Below are 18,987 nucleotides of genomic sequence, written 5' to 3'. Positions count from 1 at the left end.
TTGAAAACTGTCTCCTTTGATTTTTGTAATAAAAATTCGTATCATTCAATAATAATATAAAAGTGTATGAAACGGAAAAATTTTTTCTTGGGAACTTGCTGTAAGAAAAAATCCCTTACAATAATGTAAGGAAAGTGTAAGACTTTTAGATAGAGTATAGTATGCTCTTTTCCGTATAATACAAGTATAGATATAATACTAGTGAGAAAGAAGTGCAAACAGGAGGTTCATGTATGAAATTGGTAATTAAAGTTTTAGCTGTATTCGCCATTATTCTAGGTGGAACAGCGTATTATTTGAACACAAAAACAGAAGGTGTACATGCTTTTGTAGACAACTTCTTTTCAAATAAAGAAATACAAGATTATTATGCGGTTATAGATAAAGGTGAGAAAAAAGACGGAGAATACTTGTATACTTTTAAAGGGTATACAGAAGATGGAAAGTTACAGGTTATTAAAAGAATGATGAACCGTGAATTGCATAAGGGGGCGTTTATAAAAATTTATGCAAAAGGTATGCAAGGAAAAGGATGGGCTGAAATCCCGAAAGAATCCATTCCGCAAAAAGCGTTGGAAAAAATAGAAAAACCATAAAAGGAGCGACTCATTCGCTCCTTTTTTAGTGCGTTAAAATAGTGATAGATGTTTTTTTCTTGTTAGAAATAATTTTTGCACGTCCACCAATTGGGAAAGTGAAAATCGGGGTTGTATGCCCGAAACTGGCGTTTGCAATGATAGGAATATGTGCAAGTTCAGGTTTTGAAGCAATCATTTCTTGAATGTCTTCTATCGTACATTCTGCACCTTTTTGCATCTTTCCTATAATGATTCCCTTTATGTATTCAAAATCTTGCTGCTGCATAAGGGAATGTAAATAACGATCAAAAGTTTTAAGAGTAGATGTTCCAGTTAAACTATCTTCTTCAATAAATAAAATTTTGTGCTTTAAATTTGGCATATATGGTGTGCCTTGCAGTAAGTTAAATGTGCTCATATTGCCACCGATAATATCTCCCGTAGCTTCTCCTTCCTGAATTGAAACGTATCCTTCATTTTTAATAAATTCTCGATTTTCCTGATCTATATACCAAGAATCATCGCTCCATGTTTCAGATGGCAGGACTTCAATAGGCTCATTAGAAGTTAAGCACTTTAAAAAGTAATCGGTTGTATACTCGAGCCCTTTCTCCATTCCAAAGGAAGAGAAATGGGGTCCTGAATATGTAACGAGACCTGTTTTTGCGTAAATTGCATTATTTAAAGCAGTAATATCAGAATAACCACAGAAAAATTTCGGGTTTTCACGAATTAAATCATAATCGAGATGTTTCAATAAACCATTTGAGTTGTATCCGCCAAGTGTAGTCAAAATAGCTTTTACATTAGGGTCTCCAAATGCTTCATGGAGGTCTTGAATGCGGGAAGAAATAGAGGAGGAAGCAAATCGATCTATCTCATCAGCATATTTTGAGAATGTAACTTGAAAGCCCATGTCAGTTAATCTTTTTATAGCAAGTTTTCTATTTTCATTTGAAACAATACTTAAACTATACGATGGTGAAATCACTCGTATTTCATCACCCTTTTTTAACTTTGTTGGTATCACTATATTCACCTCCTTAATTGAAAGAATATTTAGATTTAAAAAATATTTTATCATATGAAATAAAGTAGAAGTGAATTATTTTTTGAAATGGAGTTTTCCTGATTTTTCAGCAGACAGACAGAGTCTTTTTTTGATATGATAGGAAAAGTGATTTATTATAAGTAGTATTTAATATCTATAACATTTGAAAGGTGTGCAAGACGTGGAGAAACAACTTGCAGGCTTGCCGGTACACGTTCATTTCGTAACAGAAATCCGTGAAGGGGCGAGGAAGGAAACCGTTGCTTTTGAAGCAAATGGTCAATACTATGTAAAAGGTCAAGGTACATATGTAACATTCCAGGAGCCGAACGAACAAGGCGAAGTGAAAACAATTATTAAAATTCAAGATGAACAAGTTCTCATTATGCGTTCAGGTGCTGTTTCTATGCGTCAGACGCATGTGAAAGGTGAATGGACAACTGGTACGTATATGAGTGAACTTGGTACGTTTGCATTGCAAACAAAGACTGATAACGTTCTTTTTAAATGGTCGGATGAAAAGAAAAAAGGACAACTCTTCTTAACTTACGCATTGCTTCTAAGTGAACAAGAAGCTGGCAGATATACTATTACAATTAATTTGAAGGAGGCAAAATAATGAATTCCTTAGAACAAGTAAAAGGATTGATTAAAGAAGAAATTCAGGCTGCTGTATTAAAGGCAGAATTAGCGACAGAAGAACAGATTCCAAACGTTGTATTAGAATCTCCAAAAGATAAAACAAATGGTGACTTCTCTACAAATATGGCAATGCAACTTGCACGCGTTGCGAAAAAAGCACCTCGTATGATTGCAGAAGAACTAGTTGCAAACTTCGATAAAGCAAAAGCTTCTATTGAAAAAATCGAAATCGCTGGTCCTGGTTTTATTAACTTCTATATGGATAATAGCTACTTAACAGATTTAATTCCAACAATCGTAAACGCTGGTGAAGCTTACGGTGAAACGAATACTGGTAAAGGTGAAAAAGTACAAGTTGAGTTCGTATCTGCTAATCCAACAGGTGACCTTCACTTAGGACATGCACGTGGTGCGGCAGTAGGTGACACTTTATGTAACCTATTAGCAAAAGCAGGCTACGATGTATCTCGTGAGTACTACATTAATGATGCTGGTAACCAAATTCATAACTTAGCTCTTTCTGTTGAAGCTCGTTACATGCAAGCTTTAGGCTTAGATAAAGAAATGCCAGAAGACGGTTACCATGGTGCGGATATCATTGGAATCGGTAAACGTTTAGCAGAAGAATTCGGCGATCGTTATGCGAAAGCTGATGAAAAAGAAAGCTATGAATTCTACCGTGAGTACGGTTTAAAATATGAATTAGCAAAACTTCAAAAAGACTTAGAAAGCTTCCGCGTTAAATTTGATGTATGGTTCTCAGAAACATCACTATACAAAAACGGAAAAATCGATCAAGCTCTTGCTGTATTAAAAGAGCGTGAAGAGATCTTTGAAGAAGAGGGCGCAACTTGGTTCCGTTCAATGACTTACGGCGATGACAAAAATCGTGTATTAATTAAAAACGACGGTTCTTACACATACTTAACGCCAGATATCGCGTATCACCGTGATAAATTAGAGCGTGGTTTTGATAAGTTAATCAACATTTGGGGTGCTGACCACCACGGTTACATTCCTCGTATGAAGGCTGCTATTCAAGCACTTGGTTACGATAAAGACACGCTTGAAGTAGAAATCATCCAAATGGTACAACTATACCAAAATGGTGAAAAAATGAAGATGAGTAAGCGTACGGGTAAAGCAGTTACACTTCGTGAGCTTATGGAAGAAGTAGGCGTGGACGCAATGCGTTACTTCTTCGCAATGCGTAGCGGTGATTCTCATTTAGACTTCGATATGGACTTAGCTGTATCAAAATCTAATGAAAACCCAGTATACTATGCACAATATGCTCATGCTCGCGTATGCAGTATCCTTCGTCAAGGCGAAGAATTAGGATTAGCTGTAGATGGAGATGTGAACTATAAACTTGTTACTTCTGAGAAAGAAGTAGAGTTACTGAAAAAACTTGGTGAATTCCCAGCGGTAGTTGCGGATGCAGCACAAAAACGTCTACCACACCGTATTACAAACTATGCATTTGAATTAGCAGCAACATTACACAGCTTCTACAATGCAGAAAAAGTATTAAACCAAGATAACTTAGAATTAAGTAAAGCTCGTTACGAGTTAATGAAAGCAGTACGCACTACACTTCAAAATGCATTAGCAATCGTAGGAGTATCTGCACCAGAAAAAATGTAATGAAGAAAAGCGGAAGCGGCTCGTTTAGAATAGGAGGGGGATGGAGCTCCTGACAGAGAGGTGTACTTTGCCTCGGAGGAAGGCGCGAAGCCACCGAGTATTCTAGCCGCTGGAACTGGACAATAAAGAAAAGCGGAGCCGACTGTTTAGTCCCGAAGGCTAAGGTTCTTTCCAACAGAAGATGTATTTTATCTTCTCGTGGGGAAGGTTCTTAGACAGAAGGGGCTAGGAGGCAGAGCTGGACATAAAGAAAAGCGGAAGCGGACTTTCGTTTTTAAATAAAAGGCAATCACACGATGTTGTGATTGCCTTTTTATGTGGAGATAATAAAAAAAATTTATCAAACAAAAGGGGAATTTGCATCGTCTTATATAAATGACAGGAGGCTTATGATGGAAGAAAAGATAGAAGAATTAATTGATATATATAAGCAGCAAATATATTCCTTATGCTATAAGTTAGCGAAAACGAAAGAAGATGCGGAAGATATTTTTCAAGAGACGTGGATAAAGGTTTTTTCATCAAGGCACCAACTTTCTTATGTGGATAATTATAAAAAGTGGATTACTACAATTTGCGTTCGTACATTTTATGACTTTTACCGCAAGAAGAAAAGATGGAAAGATCGCGTCTTAGATTTATTTCATAAAGAAGATGGTGGAGAAATAGATTTCGCAGATGATGTGAATATATCAGAAGAATTTATTCAAAAAGTGGAAGCGGAAATGATACGGGAAGTTATACAGCTATTGAATGAAAAATATAAAACCGTGCTCGTACTCTACTATTATGAACAATACTCTTATAAAGAAATGAGCGAAATATTAAATATACCGATTGGTACAGTGAAATATCGCCTTAATTATGCGAAGAAGCAAATGCGAGAACATTTGGAGGGGTTCGTTTATGACAGAAGATAAATTTGAACAGAAGGTAAAGAGTAGCTTAGCAGAAGAGATAACTCCAAGCGAAGAGCTAATAAATAACACGAAGCAGGGCGTGCGAAAGGCTCAGAAGTTAGAGAGGAAATGGATGATTTGTATTCACACCATTTGGATTGTTTTGTTAACAATTGTTATAGAACAATTTGTCACACATTTGGATTATAAAATTCCTATGTTGATAGCCATTGTGATTATGATGCATGTATACATTCCGATATATGTTGTAATACAGTCATTTTTAAAGAAGGAGTATAGATTACATGAAAGAGTTCGCTAATCCGTTTGTACTATTTGAAGTAGCTGGAGTGACGATGTTTTTAGCTTTTATAGCACTTTTAATATGTGTTGCATCATGGGTATATACAGATGCTAAAGCACATCAAATGAGCAAAGGATGGAGTATTTTAGCAGTTATATTGCCATTCTTTATTGGGTTTTTATTATATATGGTAAGAAGAAGTAAAAAGAAGGTTGAAGGAGAATGTAAGGTGAATTTTGTTAAAAAACAGAAAGTAACATTAGTTGCGATATTGGCAAGCACAATGTTTGTATTACTTAGTGGTTTTACTTTTGCACAAACGTTAGATGATGCATGGAGAGCCGGGGATATATATTTAGCAAATGAGAAGCAAGGGAAAACAAGTTATGAGGCAAAATTCTCATCATGGGATATTGCCAGTAAGGATATTGAATTTCAGTATGAAAAGGATACAGAAGTGACATTTTCTTATGAGACAGATGCAAAACGAGGAAACTTATGTTTTAGTGTGTATGAAAGACAAGGAGAAGGTATAAAAGAGTTAAAGGAAATTTGTGAATCGAAAAAAGGTACTTTTACAGTTACTTTAAAAGCAAATGAAGAATATGTATTGAATATAAGCGGATTAACAGTAAAAGATGGATTTGTAAAAGTGAATTGGCAAGAGAAATAAAAGGGGCCCTATAAAGGACCTCTTTTTTATTGAATAGTATAAGTAACAGAAAAACTAACAGGACTATAGTAAACGTAAGGTGCATGAAATTGAACATACATATTTCCATCTGTTTTTGCAGTGAAAATTCGGCCGTAACCATCAGAATAACGTCCAATTAGGTTATGATTTGAGTCATAAACACTGTAACTAGGAGTTTTGCTGTTATGATGAATTGTTAGTTCTTGTCCTTTTTGAAGGAAAATAGGTTCTTGTTCAGAACTACCTCCAGTTTGCAAAGAATAAAATTTTGTAAAGCTTTGTTCTTGAGCGGCAGCAGCGACTTTTGTTTCAGGAATAAACGCAGTAGCTCCAGTAATTCCTGCTAAAGTTAATGCACCTGCTAAAATCATTTTTTTCATAATAGAAAAAGCCTCCTTATTAGTTGTAATCAGTTTCGTTACAATTAATATTGTATACGATAATGGGTAGGATAAAATATGCTTTTATGCATATATATTTTTTCTCAATAAAAGACCACCGATAAATGAAGTGCACCCCAATTGTTAGACACATAACTAACAATTGGAGGTGCATTTTTTATGGCTAAATTTTCTTCAAAAGATAAAATACAAGCAGTAAAACGATATCTAGAAGGTACGGAAGGCGGAAAAACCATTGCTAATTCTATAGGGGTTCATCCTAGAGAACTTTATCAATGGATTAAACGGTTTGAATTTTCAGGGGAAAAGGCGTTTAAAAAACGCTATACAACTTACCCTCTCGAGTATAAACTAGATGTAATTCATTATATGAATGAAAATGGGACATCTCTGAGAGAAACAGCTGCTTTTTTTAATATTCCTTCTTGCGAAACACTCCGAAAATGGAAAGTAGCTTATGAAACAGAAGGATTAGATGCCCTAAAATCAAAGAAAAAGGGGCGTCTAACCATGGCCAAAGAAAAAGCTAAGCTACAACATTTAAAACAAAACGAAGTATTTCTTGAAGGTTCTATAGAAGCGCTACAAGCAGAGAATGAACGTCTGCGTATGGAAAATGACTATTTAAAAAAGTTGAATGCCTTAGTTCAAAAGAAGAAAACATCACAGACCAAGACAAAGCGCAATTGATTTATGAATTAAGGCATAAATATAAGGTCGTTGACCTTGTGAAAGTCGCTAATATCGCTCGTAGTACGTATTATTACTGGATGAAACAAGCGAAACGTCCAGATAAATATAAGAAAGTTAAAGAATTAATTAAAGAGATTTTTAGTGAGAATTTTGGGAGGTATGGTTATCGTCGTATTACATTGGAATTACGTAATCGAGGCCATGCATTAAATCATAAAACCGTTCGACGTTTAATGAATATCCTGGGATTAAAATGTCTTGTTCGATTAAAAAAATATCGTTCATATAAAGGGACTGTCGGGAAATTCGCTCCTAATATTTTAAAACGTAATTTTCACGCATCAAAACCAAACGAGAAATGGGTAACAGATGTGACGGAGTTCCACTTACATGGTAAAAAACTATATCTATCACCCATTTTAGACTTATATAACGGAGAAATTATAGCTTACAATATAGAACATAGACCTGCCTATTCCCTTGTTTCTAAAATGTTAAATAAGGCGTTTCAATGTTTGAATGATAAGGAAACTCCTATTTTACACTCGGATCAAGGTTGGCATTATCAAATGCGACAATATCATCAGTCGCTTAAAAAACATAACGTTATCCAAAGTATGTCCCGTAAGGGAAATTGCTTAGATAATGCAGTCATGGAAAATTTCTTTGGCTTATTAAAGTCTGAATTACTTTATCTTAAAGAGTTTGAAAGTATGGAACAATTTAAGCAAGAACTAGAAACTTATATTCATTACTACAATCACAAAAGAATTAAAACAAAACTAAAAGGATTGTCCCCTGTGCAATACAGAGTTCAATCCTTAGTAGCTGCTTAATATATTTGTCTAATTTTTTGGGTTCAGTTCAAAAATCAGTGGTCTTTTAAATGATTAAGCAGCTTTCTGTTCAGTTTGAGGAACAGGTTTTTGAAGCGAGTTATAAACTCCTGTTCCGATAACGTCTAATGCCATTCTCATTCGTTCAGGTGAAATGTTTTCTAATACGTTATCTTGAGGTGTATGGTATACCTTCTCAATATGATAGATTAATGGATTCCAACTATCGACACCCATCCAAATGAATAGAGCAGCAGGAATACCAGCTTCAGCAAATGGAACATGATCACTAGAACCGAATTTACCTTGTAGGATGAGGTTATTATTTAGTTGTTTACCTGCTTGCAAGGCAGCGTCTGTTACAAAGTTTGTAGAGCCATCAGGTGTCATAGCATATAAATTCTTTGCTTTATCATAATTTGTTGCAACCATGTCGGCGTTAAAGACACCTAAAATACGGTCGCGTTCTTTTTGGGATAGACTATTCACGTAATAATCCGAACCAAGTAATCCAGTTTCTTCAGAACCAAAGGTAATAAAGCGAATCTCTTTATCAGTTTCTACATTTTGAAAAGCACGAGCTAGTTCTAATACTAATCCAGTTCCAGAAGCATTATCATTTGCGCCAGGTGCTCCGACAACACTATCATAGTGCGAGCTTACAACGACTGCTTTTTCATTACCTGTACTCTTCTTTGGTTTCTTTTTGGCGATAACATTTAGAGATGTTAATTTAGATTCATGTCTCGCTTTTAGGGAAAGAATTGTTGTCCCTTTTTTAGCGATTTCTTCTTTAAATGCATTTCCTTGCGCATAAGCAAGACCAAAGACAGGGATAGATTGCTTTTTCATTAGGCGGGGATTGAAGGTTTGTCCATAATTTCCGCGTCCGCCAATTAAACTGTATAAAAGAACACCTTTTGCACCTTTGCTAACAGCATTTTCAACTTGTTTATTATAGTCGGTAACTGTCGTTCCTCTTTCAAATAAAACAATTTTACCGTTTACTTCATTTGGAATATCTTCTAATTTTGTCCCACCTTGAACAAAGATAAGGGGAGCTGTAACAGCTTCTGTAGAAATTAGTGCATTAGGAGCAGCACCAGCTTGCCAATTACGTTTTGTTGATAGGGGTGATTCAATGAATCCAACGTATTGATCGGGCACCTGAAATGGTTGATATTCTACTTCATAGCCCATTGATTTAAGCTGCATACCAATGTAACGAGAAGCCCATTCTTCGGATTTTGTTCCACCGGGGCGAGGACCAATTGTTTCAGATAAGAAACGAACATGTTCAATCGCGCGGTTTGGATCAATCTGTTTTGTAATAGATGGAGTTTGTGTAACCTCTGACGTGGAATCCGCTTTTGCTTGCCCAATTGGAGCTAAGCTAACAGCAAGTGATACAGCAAGCAAAGAGCTTACTATTTTTTGTTTCAATGATTTTATCATTTTTTCCTCTCCTATTCTTCTATTCTCTCTGACTGACAAAAGAAGACGGATAATGACTTTATTTTACCTTCACACCTTTTATTTTTCAATATTCTGACATTGAGAAATAAAAAAACGATATATGCATATTTGCATATTTTTGAGGGAGATATGTATGCTATCATTTTAAACGAAGGTTCGCTTTCTACTCTGAAAGCTCCTACATTGCATGAATCTAGTGTACCCAAACTTTAGATTATGTAGAGGAATGGAACCACTGTAGGGTTTCATTTCTCATGTTTGAATCAGTTGATGGTAATTATGTTTCCGCATTTCATAATTATTATCAGTGATATATGTAAGGCATCCATATGAAAATAAGAGGCTGTTCAAAGGTTTTCCGTACTTTTGGGCAGCCTCACCCCGTTAAAAGGACGATACTTTATGTATCGTCCTTTTTGTATAAAAAAACATCCAATCAATTGAGAGATTGATTGGATGTGAAAAAATTATTAATAATTTTTTTTGCGTTTTGTAGCTAAAATACTTAATAATCCAGCTAGTAGAAGAACAATACCTACTGTTTGTGTAGGGTCTTCTTTATGACCTGTATTTGGAAGGTGCTTATCCGTATTTCGATCATCTTGCTGTTTGTTATCTGTTTTATTCGATGTTTCTTCGGAAGTTGCGTTTTCGTGTTTCTCAGGTGTTTCATTATTTTGTTCTTCAGAAGTTCCGTTTTCGTGTTTCTCAGATGTTTCATTGCCTTTGTTATCTTCTTTATTTGGAGGAGTAATTGGCTTGTCATCTCCACCTGAAGAAGATTCAATTTTTTTATTTGAAACTGTAATTTGTAGTGGCTTAGCTTGGGCTTTATCAATTGTAAAGTTTATTGGTGATGCATCTAATTGATAGCCTTTAGGAGCCTTTGTTTCTACTAATTGATAATTACCAGGTTTCAAATCATTTACGATTACTTTTCCGTGTTGATCTGTTTTTAAACCTTCTCGGATGACTTTTCCATCTTGGTCTAAAATATTGAAAATGGCACCTTCAAGTGTTCCATGGTGATCAATATCAACTTTAGTTAACTCAATTGAACCTGTTGTTAAACTATTTAAGGCTGTAACAGAGGTAACCTGAGATTGTCCTTTCGTAATTGTGAAAGGAATTGGTTTAACGTTTAAATCATAGCCAGTTGGAGCTTTCGTTTCAATGAACTGATAATCTCCCGGACGTAAATCAGAAACTGAAATCTTCCCATCTTTATCAGTAGTTAAATCAGTGCGAACAATTTTACCTTTCGCATCGATGATGTTAAACACTGCATCAGAAAGTTTTGTATCTGGATTTATATCATCCACTTTTATTAATTCTACAGCACCCTCAGTTAAGCTATTTGTAGCAGTAACTTGGAGCTTTTCTTTTTGGCTTTTCTTAATTGTAAACTTAATAGGTGTACTATCTAATTTATAGTGTTCAGGAGCTTTCGTTTCAATAAACTGATAGTCCCCAGGACGTAAATCAGAAACAGAAACTTTTCCATGTACATCTGTTGTAAGTTCAGTGCGAATGTCGTTACCATTCATATCAGTAATTTTAAATATCGCATCTTTAAGAGCAGTACCATCTACATCATCTACTTTAGAAAGTTCCACAGTGCCTTTCGTTAAGCTATTTGTAGCTGTAACGGAGATAGGATCAGCTTGGCTCTTTGTGATTGTGAATGGAATTGGCTCTTTGTTTAAATCATAGTGTTTCGGAGCCGTTGTCTCGATGAATTGATAATCACCAGGACGTAGGTCAGAAACGCTAATTTTACCTTGTTGATTCGTAACAAGATCTTTGCGAATTACAGTGCCATTCATATCCACAATTTTAAATACTGCGCCTTCAAGAGTAGTGCCATCGACGTCATCCACTTTAGAAAGTTCCACGCCGCCTTTTGTTAAACTATTTTTCATAGTAACGGTAGCAATATCTTTTTGGCTTTTTTCAATTGTAAATATAATTGGTTTTTTGTCTAAATCATAGTGTTCAGGAGCCGTTATTTCAACGAATTGATACGTACCAGGACGTAAGTTTTCGATAACGATTTTACCTTCACTGTTTGTTTTTAAATCTGTTTTAAGTACTTTGCCATCTTGATCTAGTAAATTAAATACCGCATCGGCAAGTTTTGTTTGAGTGTTTAAATCATCAACTTTAAGTAATTCGATACTACCTTGTTTTAAGCTATTTGTAGCAGTTAAAGAAATAACTTTCTTCTGTCCTTTTTCAATAGTGAATTTGATTGGTGTTTCATCTAAAACGTAATGCTTAGGAGCTTTCGTTTCGATGAATTGGTAATCACCAGGACGTAGGTCGTTAATTTCGATTATTCCTTGTTCATTTGTAACAAGGTCTTTATGAACTACATCACCGTTCATATTAACAATTTTAAATACTGCATCTTTAAGAACAGTGCTATCAATATCGTCTACTTTAGAAAGTTTAACTGCACCCTTTGTTAAAGCATTTGTAGCAGTGATATGAAGAGTTTCAGTTTGGCTCTTTTTAATTGTAAATACGATAGGCTTTTTATCTAAATCGTAATGTTCAGGAGCAATTGTTTCAACGAATTGATACGTACCAGGACGTAGATTTTCAACAACAATTTTACCTTCAGCATTTGTTTTTAAGCCCTCTTCAACTAGCTCACCGTCTGCATCTAATAAATTAAATACGGCGTTAGAAAGTTTTGTATTTATATCAATATCGTCAATCTTTGTTAGTTCAACGCTACCTTTTTTCAAAGCATTTTTGCCTGTAACATTGATCTCTTTCGTTTGACTTCTTTCAATTGTAAATGGAATCGTTGTTTCATCTAATACATAGTGCTCAGGAGCTTTTGTTTCAATGAACTGATAGTCTCCAGGGCGTAAATCAGAAACAGAAATTTTTCCGTTTTTATCTGTAACAAGATTCGTATGAACTTCCTTACCATTCATATCCACAATCTTAAAGATTGCACCTTCGAGCATCGTACGATCGATGTCATCAATTTTTGTTAATGTTACTGCACCTTTCTTTAAACTGTTAGTAGCGGTAACAGTAATATTCTCTTTTTGACTTTTTTCGATAGTGAACGGAATAGGGTCTTTGCTTAAGGTATAGTCTTTTGGAGCTTTTACTTCAATAAATTGATAGTCTCCAGGACGTAAATCAGAAGCAGTAATTTTACCGTTTTTATCAGTCGTTAAACCTTTTCGAATTACCTTTTTAGTATCATGAGCGTCAACGATTATAAATTCTGCACCTTCAAGAGTAGTGCCATCAACATCATCAACTTTTGTTAAAGTGACGCCACCTGTAAGTAAACTATTTTTTACAGTAACAGGGATAGGAAGATCTTCCTTACTACCTTTTTTAATTGTGAACTTAATAGGTGTTTTGTCTAATTTATAATGTTCAGGGGCTTTTGTTTCGATAAATTGATAATCCCCTGGTGCTAAATCAGGAATAACTAATACTCCGTGATCATCTGTTGTTAAATCTTTCATAATTTCTTTGCCAGTTGGGTCTTGCAATGTGAATACAGCGCCGGCAAGAGCTTTACTACTTTCCACATCATCTTCTTTAATAAGTTTAACTTTTCCTTTCGTTAAACTATTTTTAAATGTAAGTGGAAGGAGTTTTTGTTGTCCTTTTTCGATTGTAAATTCAATTGGTTCTACATTTACATCGTAATAAGTTGGAGCCTTTGTTTCGATAAGTTTATAGTTACCAGGACGTAAGTCATCTACAACTAGCCTTCCTTTACTATTCGTAACAAGGTCCGTACGAACATCTTCATTAGTATCTCTATTAACGATTTTAAATACTGCACCTTCAAGTGTTTCCTTTTCATCTGCAGCATTCACTTTTGTTAACTCAATACCGCCTTTTGTTAAGCTGTTTTTAGCGGTAACAGTAGCCTGAGTTGTTTGACTTTCTGTAATCGTAAATTTAATTGGTTTTGTATTTTTGTCGTAATACTTCGGTGCTGTTACTTCGATAAATTTATAATCGCCAGGGCGTAAGCCAGTAGCGATAGCTTTACCATCCGCACCAGTTTTTACATTTTCGCGAATGACTTTCTTTTCATCATTAGCATCAACAATTTTAAATACAGCACCTTCAAGAGCTGTACCATCGATATCATCAACTTTTGTTAATTCAACATCTCCTGGTTTTAAAGCATTTTCAGCTTTCACAAGTAGAGTTTCTTTCTGACTTCTATCGATTGTAAATTCAATAGGTTCTGCTCGTAAAACGTAATGTTCAGGAGCAGCTATTTCAATGAATTTATACGTACCAGGACGTAGGTTACTAACTTTAACTTTACCGTGTTTATCAGTAGTTAAGTTAGTGTAAGGGGAAACGTCATTATTATTTGTATCGACAAGCTTGAATACTGCACCTTCAAGTGGTTTTTTCTCACCAAACTCATCAACTTTTAATAATTCAACTTCGCCCGTTTTTAAGCTGTTATTTGCCGTAACAGTAGCAAGAGCTTGTTGGCTTTTATCAATTGTAAACTCGATAGGGTTTGTACTTAACGTATAATCCTTAGGAGCTTCTGTTTCGATAAATTTATAAACACCAGGCTCTAGATCTTTAATGGTAACTTTTCCATCTGAACCTGTTTTTATATTTTCACGAATTACTTGTTTCTCGTCATTCGCATCGACAATTTTAAATACAGCACCTTCAAGGGCAGTGCCATCGACATCATCGACTTTCGTTAAAGTGACACCACCTTTAATGAGGTGATTTGTCGCGGTAACAGTAAGTGCTTTCTGTTGGCTTTTTTCAATTGTAAATTTAAGCGGTTTTTTATCTATTTCATAATGTTCAGGTGCTTTCTCTTCAACAAACTGGTACTCTCCAGGAAGTAAATTTTTCGCTTCGATTTGTCCGTTACCATTTGTCGTTAATTTGGTATAACCAGGAATTCTTTTGTTATTTTGGTCCCGTATACTAAATACAGCACCTTCTAAAGTATTACCCTCTTTATCAACTTTTGTTAGGATAGCTGAGCCTCTAATTAAGCTGTTTTGGGCCGTTTTATTGATTACTGTTGTTTGATCTTCCTCGATTGTAAATTCAATAAGTCGATCATCTAATTGATAATGCTCAGGAGCCTTTATTTCTTTTAAATAGTAAGTTCCTGGTTTTAAATTATCTACAGTAATTTGTCCTTTATCATTTGTTGTTAATTTTTCGTGTTCTGAAATTATTTTTTTATCTTTATCAAGTAGTGTGAAAACGGCACCTTGCAGTGTGACGTTTTTATTCAGGTCATCAGACTTTGTTAAAACTACTTTACCGACAAACTTCTTATTTGCAAGTTTATATGTTGTAGTCTCTTGTGTACCAAGTTCAACAATTTTTCCTTGTTTTAAATCCCAGCTAATTACATAGCCTTCAGGAGCCTTTGTTTCTTTTAATAAATATTTATCGCGTTTTAAATTATTAAATTTAGCGATACCGTCTTTGTCTGTTGTAATTTTACGGATAACAGTTTTATCTGTACGATCGTATAAAGTAAATTCTGCCCCAGCTAATAGTGCGTTTTTATTGTCGTTATCTACCTTTATAATTTCAAGGTTTCCACGGCCTTTAGTAGCAGATCCTCCGCCTGAACCAGAAGACATTCTCACTTCAATCGTTTCAGTAGTTTCTGTGTTTTTAACTGTCAACTTATTGCCTGTGATTTTCGCTTTATTACTTACTTTTTCTTTATCGTCTGCATTAATAAGTGAGCGATATTCTAAAATATAAGCTCGATCAATTTTTTTCAAGAAGGCAATTTCGAAATGTTGCTTTCCGGTATTATTGTCTGTTGTTATTTTGAGTTTATAGTCTGTTCCTTCTTTTAATTCGTTTACTGTATCTTTTGTTAAATTTCCATATGGATCAACAGTTGTAGGATATAAGTGGAATGAATCTTCCACAATTACCTGATTTTCGGTTGGGTCATCTGTTACAACGGCATCTGCAATGGTTGATTGGCTTTCGTTAATTGCGATACTCCAATTAATATAGTTGTCGTCTTGCACAGCTTTTTTAGTAACGAAGCTGCCACCTTTATTTACTTGAGTGTCACCTGTAAGGGTGTTTACGATTTTAGAGCCATCTTTTAAATCTGCCTCGTTTTTGTAGGTGCCTTGGATAAGTTCACCATCAAGGCTTGTTTTAAAGATAATATAGTAAGGTGAATTAATTGATTGTTTGAAATGAACCTTTAGGGTGTTTTTATTTTCCTCTGTAGGTTCTTCAAGTTCATATTTCTCAGTTGGTACAGCATTACCAGGTTGTGCATTATCAGGATTTCCATTTAAAATCATATCGCGCACTTCAATGGATCCAGGCACTAACTTTTGTTTATCTTGTATGACGTCTATAACATAAGGATCTTTAATCTCAACATTATTATAGTTAAAGCCTATTATCCAAGTAATTTCCTTCGTTTGGGCGTTATAAGAACCGTATTTATAACCATTTGCCTTTGTGAAAGTATCAGGATCAAAATTAGCTTCAACTTTATTTGATTGTGGATTAGAATCCGTATCTATCCAAGAAAGATTACCTGTATTTTTAAATGAAGTTTTACCACTTTCTAGCTTTGTATAATCAAAGTCTGTCGTATATTTTACGACTAATGTCTTTGTCATATTAGACTGATACGTACCTATAAGAGTGATTTTGAAGCCTTTATCTGTTACATCTAAAACATAGTCAGTCCCAGCTTGAAGGGTATAATTTCCGTCTTTAATTTCTAGTTTCTTATCTTTTAATTGTAATCCACCATGATTAAAGGTGTCCGTAATAATCGCGTTGTTTAATGGATAGTTGTTATTATTTACTATAATTGTCCAAGTTGTTGTTTTGTCTTTATAATTTGTTTCAGCTTTATTATTAGATTTAATAATATTTTGCTGCTTGAAGCTAGCTTCATTTTCTTTACTTGAATCATTATCAGCTGTAACTTTATTTTTTACTTTTCCATCTTCTATAACTTTATTAGTTGGCTTGGTTTTATAGGTAATCACATAAGCACTATTAATATCATCATTAAACTGTAAATCGAAGCCATTCTTCTTGTTACTTACAGTGTAATTATTAACAGCGTCTCCTGTTACAAGCGTTCCTTTTTCATTATATGAAGCGTTTTTTACAACAATAGAATTTGCATCTAGTTCGTGTGTATCGTCAAAAATATCTTTTAAAATCGCATCTGCTTTTTTGATCTCTCTTTGATCACCATTGTAAGTAATTGTCCACTCAATTGTTTGCGTCTTTGGATCATATTTACTTGTTTTATTTAAGTGTGTACCACGAGAAACCGTTACAGTAGAGCTTGCGTTTTGTTGCTTTTGATTATCACTCGTTATCGTAACGTTATTTCGGAAACTTTTAATATTTTCATCAGTAATTTTTGTGGCATATTCGATTTGATATGCTTTATTGATAGAATCTTTAAAAGCAATCTCCAATTTTGAGCCATCTGATGAAATAATATTGTAATCTGTTGGCTCAGCTTCTGCACCACGCGTTACATTCCCATTAACATCAACTTCTAAATAATAAACTTTAATAGAATCTTTATTTAAGTTTGTACCTTGTGGAATGTTATCTTTAAAAATAGCGTTTTTAAGGGTGTCTTGCGTTTTGTTCATCTCTACTTTCCAATTAATTTCATTTGTATTAATTGGTCTATCAGGTAATCCTTTTTTATTCGTAGCTGTTTGTACATTAGGCTTAAAGTCAACTGTAATAGAAACATCCTTATCTTTAATCGGGAAAGGAATTTCTTGTGTTGTTGTACCTTTAATTTCAGCTTTATTAAATTCTGTCTTTAATTGTAGGTTACCAGCAACATCTGGATGCTCTTCAACATAATCGTTGAATGTCATCGTGACTTTTCCATCTTTTGTAACAGTAAAATTACCAATTTTATGGTTTTCACTATCATATAAAGGACTGTTAATTGTATTGTAAATCTTAAAATGTTTAGGAAGATCAAAAATATAGTAATCTCCATTTTTCACATTCATTGATTTTAAAAGTTCCCATGTAAACTCAATATTGGCAGGGGAATCTGTACTTGGACGGTTATCCTCTGTAAATGGTTTTCCGTCTTTATCCGTCAACTTTACACCGGTTAAAATGTTTGTTGTTATTTGCTTTGGACCTGAATTTGTATTCTCAGCAGGGTCGCTTGATAGCTTTTGTTCTGGATTGTCAGTAGCAATTTTAGCTACTGGGTTTTGTTCCGGATTATCAGTGGCAGTTTTAGCTGCTGGGTTTTGTTCCGGATTATCGGTAACAGTTTTAGTTGCTGGGTTTTGTTCCGGATTATCAGTGGCAGTTTTAGCTGCTGGGTTTTGTTCCGGATTATCAGTAACAGTTTTAGTTACTGGATCTTGCTCCAGATTGTCAGTAACAGGTTTAGCTACTGGATCTTGCGCTTGTTTATTAGTATCCTGTTTGATGCCATCTTCTTTAGAGTTTTCTACTTGAACAGGAACTGATATAGGCTGAACCATTGTTCCTAAAGGAAAAGCGATTTGAACTGATTTTTCCCCAGTTTTTAAAGTTGAGTTAAACACGGTATCAACTTTAATTTTTCCTTTAGCGTCTTTCAAATTTTCTACTTGATCATTAAATATTAATTTTAATTTATTATCTTTAGCTGTTATAAAATATTGACCAATATTTTTTTGATCTGTTACTAAATCCCCTTGCAAATCTTTAGATACTTTTAATGCAAGTGGTATTTGAACTACTGCTGTATCATTTGCGTGTGCAACTTGTTGATCCTTTATTGACCAAGCGTATTCTACTTGAATGGTTGATCCTATCTTTATTAAATTGTTAGGATTTTTTGATTCGTCAATAATATGATTCGTCGCATCTTTCATTTCAACAGTGTCAAATAAGGAATCTCCTGTTAAGGTTTCCGCTCTTACTTGATTGTATGGAAAACTAGCAAGTTGCGAAAATAGTACGAATACAATTAAACATACATTAAAAAGTTTTTTCATTTTTCCTCCTCTGAACATTCATTTGTCCATTGGGGACTTATTCCACATGAACAAATGGAATATTAAAAGTATTTGTTATAAGCTATTTATTTTTGTTATCCCTCCGTTTCTATACGCGTTCTCAGACAAACAGAATTATGTTCAAAGCAATATTATTTAACGTAAAACAAAATGTATATTTACACAGTTCTATGGAAATATACACAATTCGACAAAAAATGTCGAAAAAAATACTGATATAAATAATGATATCAGACCTTTATATGTGAGATAGTTTTCATGTATATCTAGTAAAAAAGAATGGTTATAAAGGTAAGTTTTACGATACATACTAACCAATGTAGTGTATCCCTTTGTGAAGGCTTATTTTTGCCTTAAAGTTATGTGGAAATAAAAATCTAGATAGGGTTGGTTTTGGTCAGAATGAAGACAATATGTACTTTGAAAATAGTCATTTATTTTGTCTAAAGAGAGTTGTGCGATTAGTGGACCGAAGTTGAAAGGTGATAGTTTCTTACATTGTTAGAGAAATATAAGGATTACAGAATATTCGACTAACACGTTACTACGGTCATTTTTGAGCCTGTTTAAACAATAAGAAAGAAGGTGTTTTACTCCTTAGTTACAATATCTTTTTAGTAAAGATAAGCTTAAGTAACCTCCGCTAAAGATTATATACTTAAATGATAAAGAGTTCAACACTAGTTCACATATTTTCCCAAAAATAAAAAACGGCT

11 protein-coding genes are annotated in these 18,987 nt (G+C 34.4%); 7 read left to right on the top strand and 4 right to left on the bottom strand.

What is annotated here, in order from left to right; translation table 11 throughout:
* The first annotated feature begins 233 nt into the window (after window positions 1–233).
* The gene (locus BHV55_RS26730; RefSeq protein WP_048568669.1) at window positions 234–596 is read left to right on the top strand and encodes a YxeA family protein; all 363 of its coding nucleotides are present in this window, start codon (window positions 234–236) and stop codon (window positions 594–596) included.
* Between the two features lie 25 nt (window positions 597–621).
* Here the strand turns inward: BHV55_RS26730 and BHV55_RS26725 are convergent, their stop codons facing one another.
* Window positions 622–1,608, bottom strand: coding sequence for a S66 family peptidase (locus tag BHV55_RS26725; protein WP_070758260.1), 987 nt, complete (start codon window positions 1,606–1,608; stop codon window positions 622–624).
* Between the two features lie 202 nt (window positions 1,609–1,810).
* Here BHV55_RS26725 and BHV55_RS26720 point away from each other — a divergent pair, with 202 nt between their 5' ends.
* From BHV55_RS26720 to BHV55_RS26700, 5 genes are all read left to right on the top strand, one after another.
* Complete coding sequence (locus BHV55_RS26720; RefSeq protein WP_070758258.1) at window positions 1,811–2,248, top strand: YwiB family protein; 438 nt, start codon at window positions 1,811–1,813, stop codon at window positions 2,246–2,248.
* A complete protein-coding gene (argS, locus tag BHV55_RS26715) occupies window positions 2,248–3,918 on the top strand; it encodes an arginine--tRNA ligase (protein WP_070758256.1) in 1,671 nt (556 codons plus the stop codon). Before BHV55_RS26720 ends, argS begins: the two co-directional genes overlap by 1 nt.
* 392 nt (window positions 3,919–4,310) lie before the next feature.
* Window positions 4,311–4,838: an RNA polymerase sigma factor gene (locus BHV55_RS26710; protein WP_000391479.1), complete on the top strand. Its 528-nt coding sequence runs from the start codon at window positions 4,311–4,313 to the stop codon at window positions 4,836–4,838.
* Window positions 4,825–5,139, top strand: a complete 315-nt coding sequence (locus BHV55_RS26705; protein ID WP_000133823.1) for a hypothetical protein — start codon at window positions 4,825–4,827, stop codon at window positions 5,137–5,139. Before BHV55_RS26710 ends, BHV55_RS26705 begins: the two co-directional genes overlap by 14 nt.
* Window positions 5,123–5,794 (top strand): hypothetical protein, encoded by a 672-nt coding sequence (locus BHV55_RS26700; protein WP_000657192.1) that lies wholly within the window; start codon window positions 5,123–5,125, stop codon window positions 5,792–5,794. Before BHV55_RS26705 ends, BHV55_RS26700 begins: the two co-directional genes overlap by 17 nt.
* Before the next feature lie 26 nt (window positions 5,795–5,820).
* Here BHV55_RS26700 and BHV55_RS26695 read toward each other — a convergent pair whose 3' ends face one another.
* A complete protein-coding gene (locus tag BHV55_RS26695) occupies window positions 5,821–6,195 on the bottom strand; it encodes a hypothetical protein (RefSeq protein ID WP_070758254.1) in 375 nt (124 codons plus the stop codon).
* 180 nt (window positions 6,196–6,375) lie between these two features.
* Between BHV55_RS26695 and BHV55_RS26690 the strand changes: the two genes are divergently transcribed.
* Window positions 6,376–7,745, top strand: a protein-coding gene (locus tag BHV55_RS26690; protein WP_139147413.1) for an IS3-like element ISBth167 family transposase whose coding sequence is annotated in 2 segments (ribosomal slippage) — window positions 6,376–6,841 and window positions 6,841–7,745 — 1,371 coding nt in all. Because the reading frame shifts where the segments join, the coding sequence is not laid out codon by codon here.
* A gap of 54 nt (window positions 7,746–7,799) precedes the next feature.
* Here the strand turns inward: BHV55_RS26690 and BHV55_RS26685 are convergent.
* Entirely contained in the window at window positions 7,800–9,200 is a 1,401-nt protein-coding gene (locus BHV55_RS26685) for a M28 family metallopeptidase (RefSeq protein ID WP_048568667.1), read from the bottom strand.
* 491 nt (window positions 9,201–9,691) lie between these two features.
* Entirely contained in the window at window positions 9,692–18,250 is an 8,559-nt protein-coding gene (locus tag BHV55_RS26680; protein WP_070757594.1) for a SpaA isopeptide-forming pilin-related protein, read from the bottom strand.
* Window positions 18,251–18,987 lie beyond the last annotated feature (737 nt).

The sequence above is a fragment of the Bacillus sp. RZ2MS9 genome (assembly GCF_001816185.2).
Lineage (GTDB): Bacteria > Bacillota > Bacilli > Bacillales > Bacillaceae_G > Bacillus_A > Bacillus_A cereus.
The sequence above is the reverse complement of the archived record's forward strand: the minus strand, read 5'-3'. Positions and strand labels throughout refer to the sequence as shown.

Coding starts and splice junctions, on each gene's coding strand:
- BHV55_RS26680 (WP_070757594.1), bottom strand. CDS start 18,250: ATGAAAAAACTTTTTAATGTATGTTTAATTGTATTCGTACTATTTTCG.
- BHV55_RS26730 (WP_048568669.1), top strand. CDS start 234: ATGAAATTGGTAATTAAAGTTTTAGCTGTATTCGCCATTATTCTAGGT.
- BHV55_RS26695 (WP_070758254.1), bottom strand. CDS start 6,195: ATGAAAAAAATGATTTTAGCAGGTGCATTAACTTTAGCAGGAATTACT.
- BHV55_RS26700 (WP_000657192.1), top strand. CDS start 5,123: ATGAAAGAGTTCGCTAATCCGTTTGTACTATTTGAAGTAGCTGGAGTG.
- argS (WP_070758256.1), top strand. CDS start 2,248: ATGAATTCCTTAGAACAAGTAAAAGGATTGATTAAAGAAGAAATTCAG.
- BHV55_RS26710 (WP_000391479.1), top strand. CDS start 4,311: ATGGAAGAAAAGATAGAAGAATTAATTGATATATATAAGCAGCAAATA.
- BHV55_RS26685 (WP_048568667.1), bottom strand. CDS start 9,200: ATGATAAAATCATTGAAACAAAAAATAGTAAGCTCTTTGCTTGCTGTA.
- BHV55_RS26705 (WP_000133823.1), top strand. CDS start 4,825: ATGACAGAAGATAAATTTGAACAGAAGGTAAAGAGTAGCTTAGCAGAA.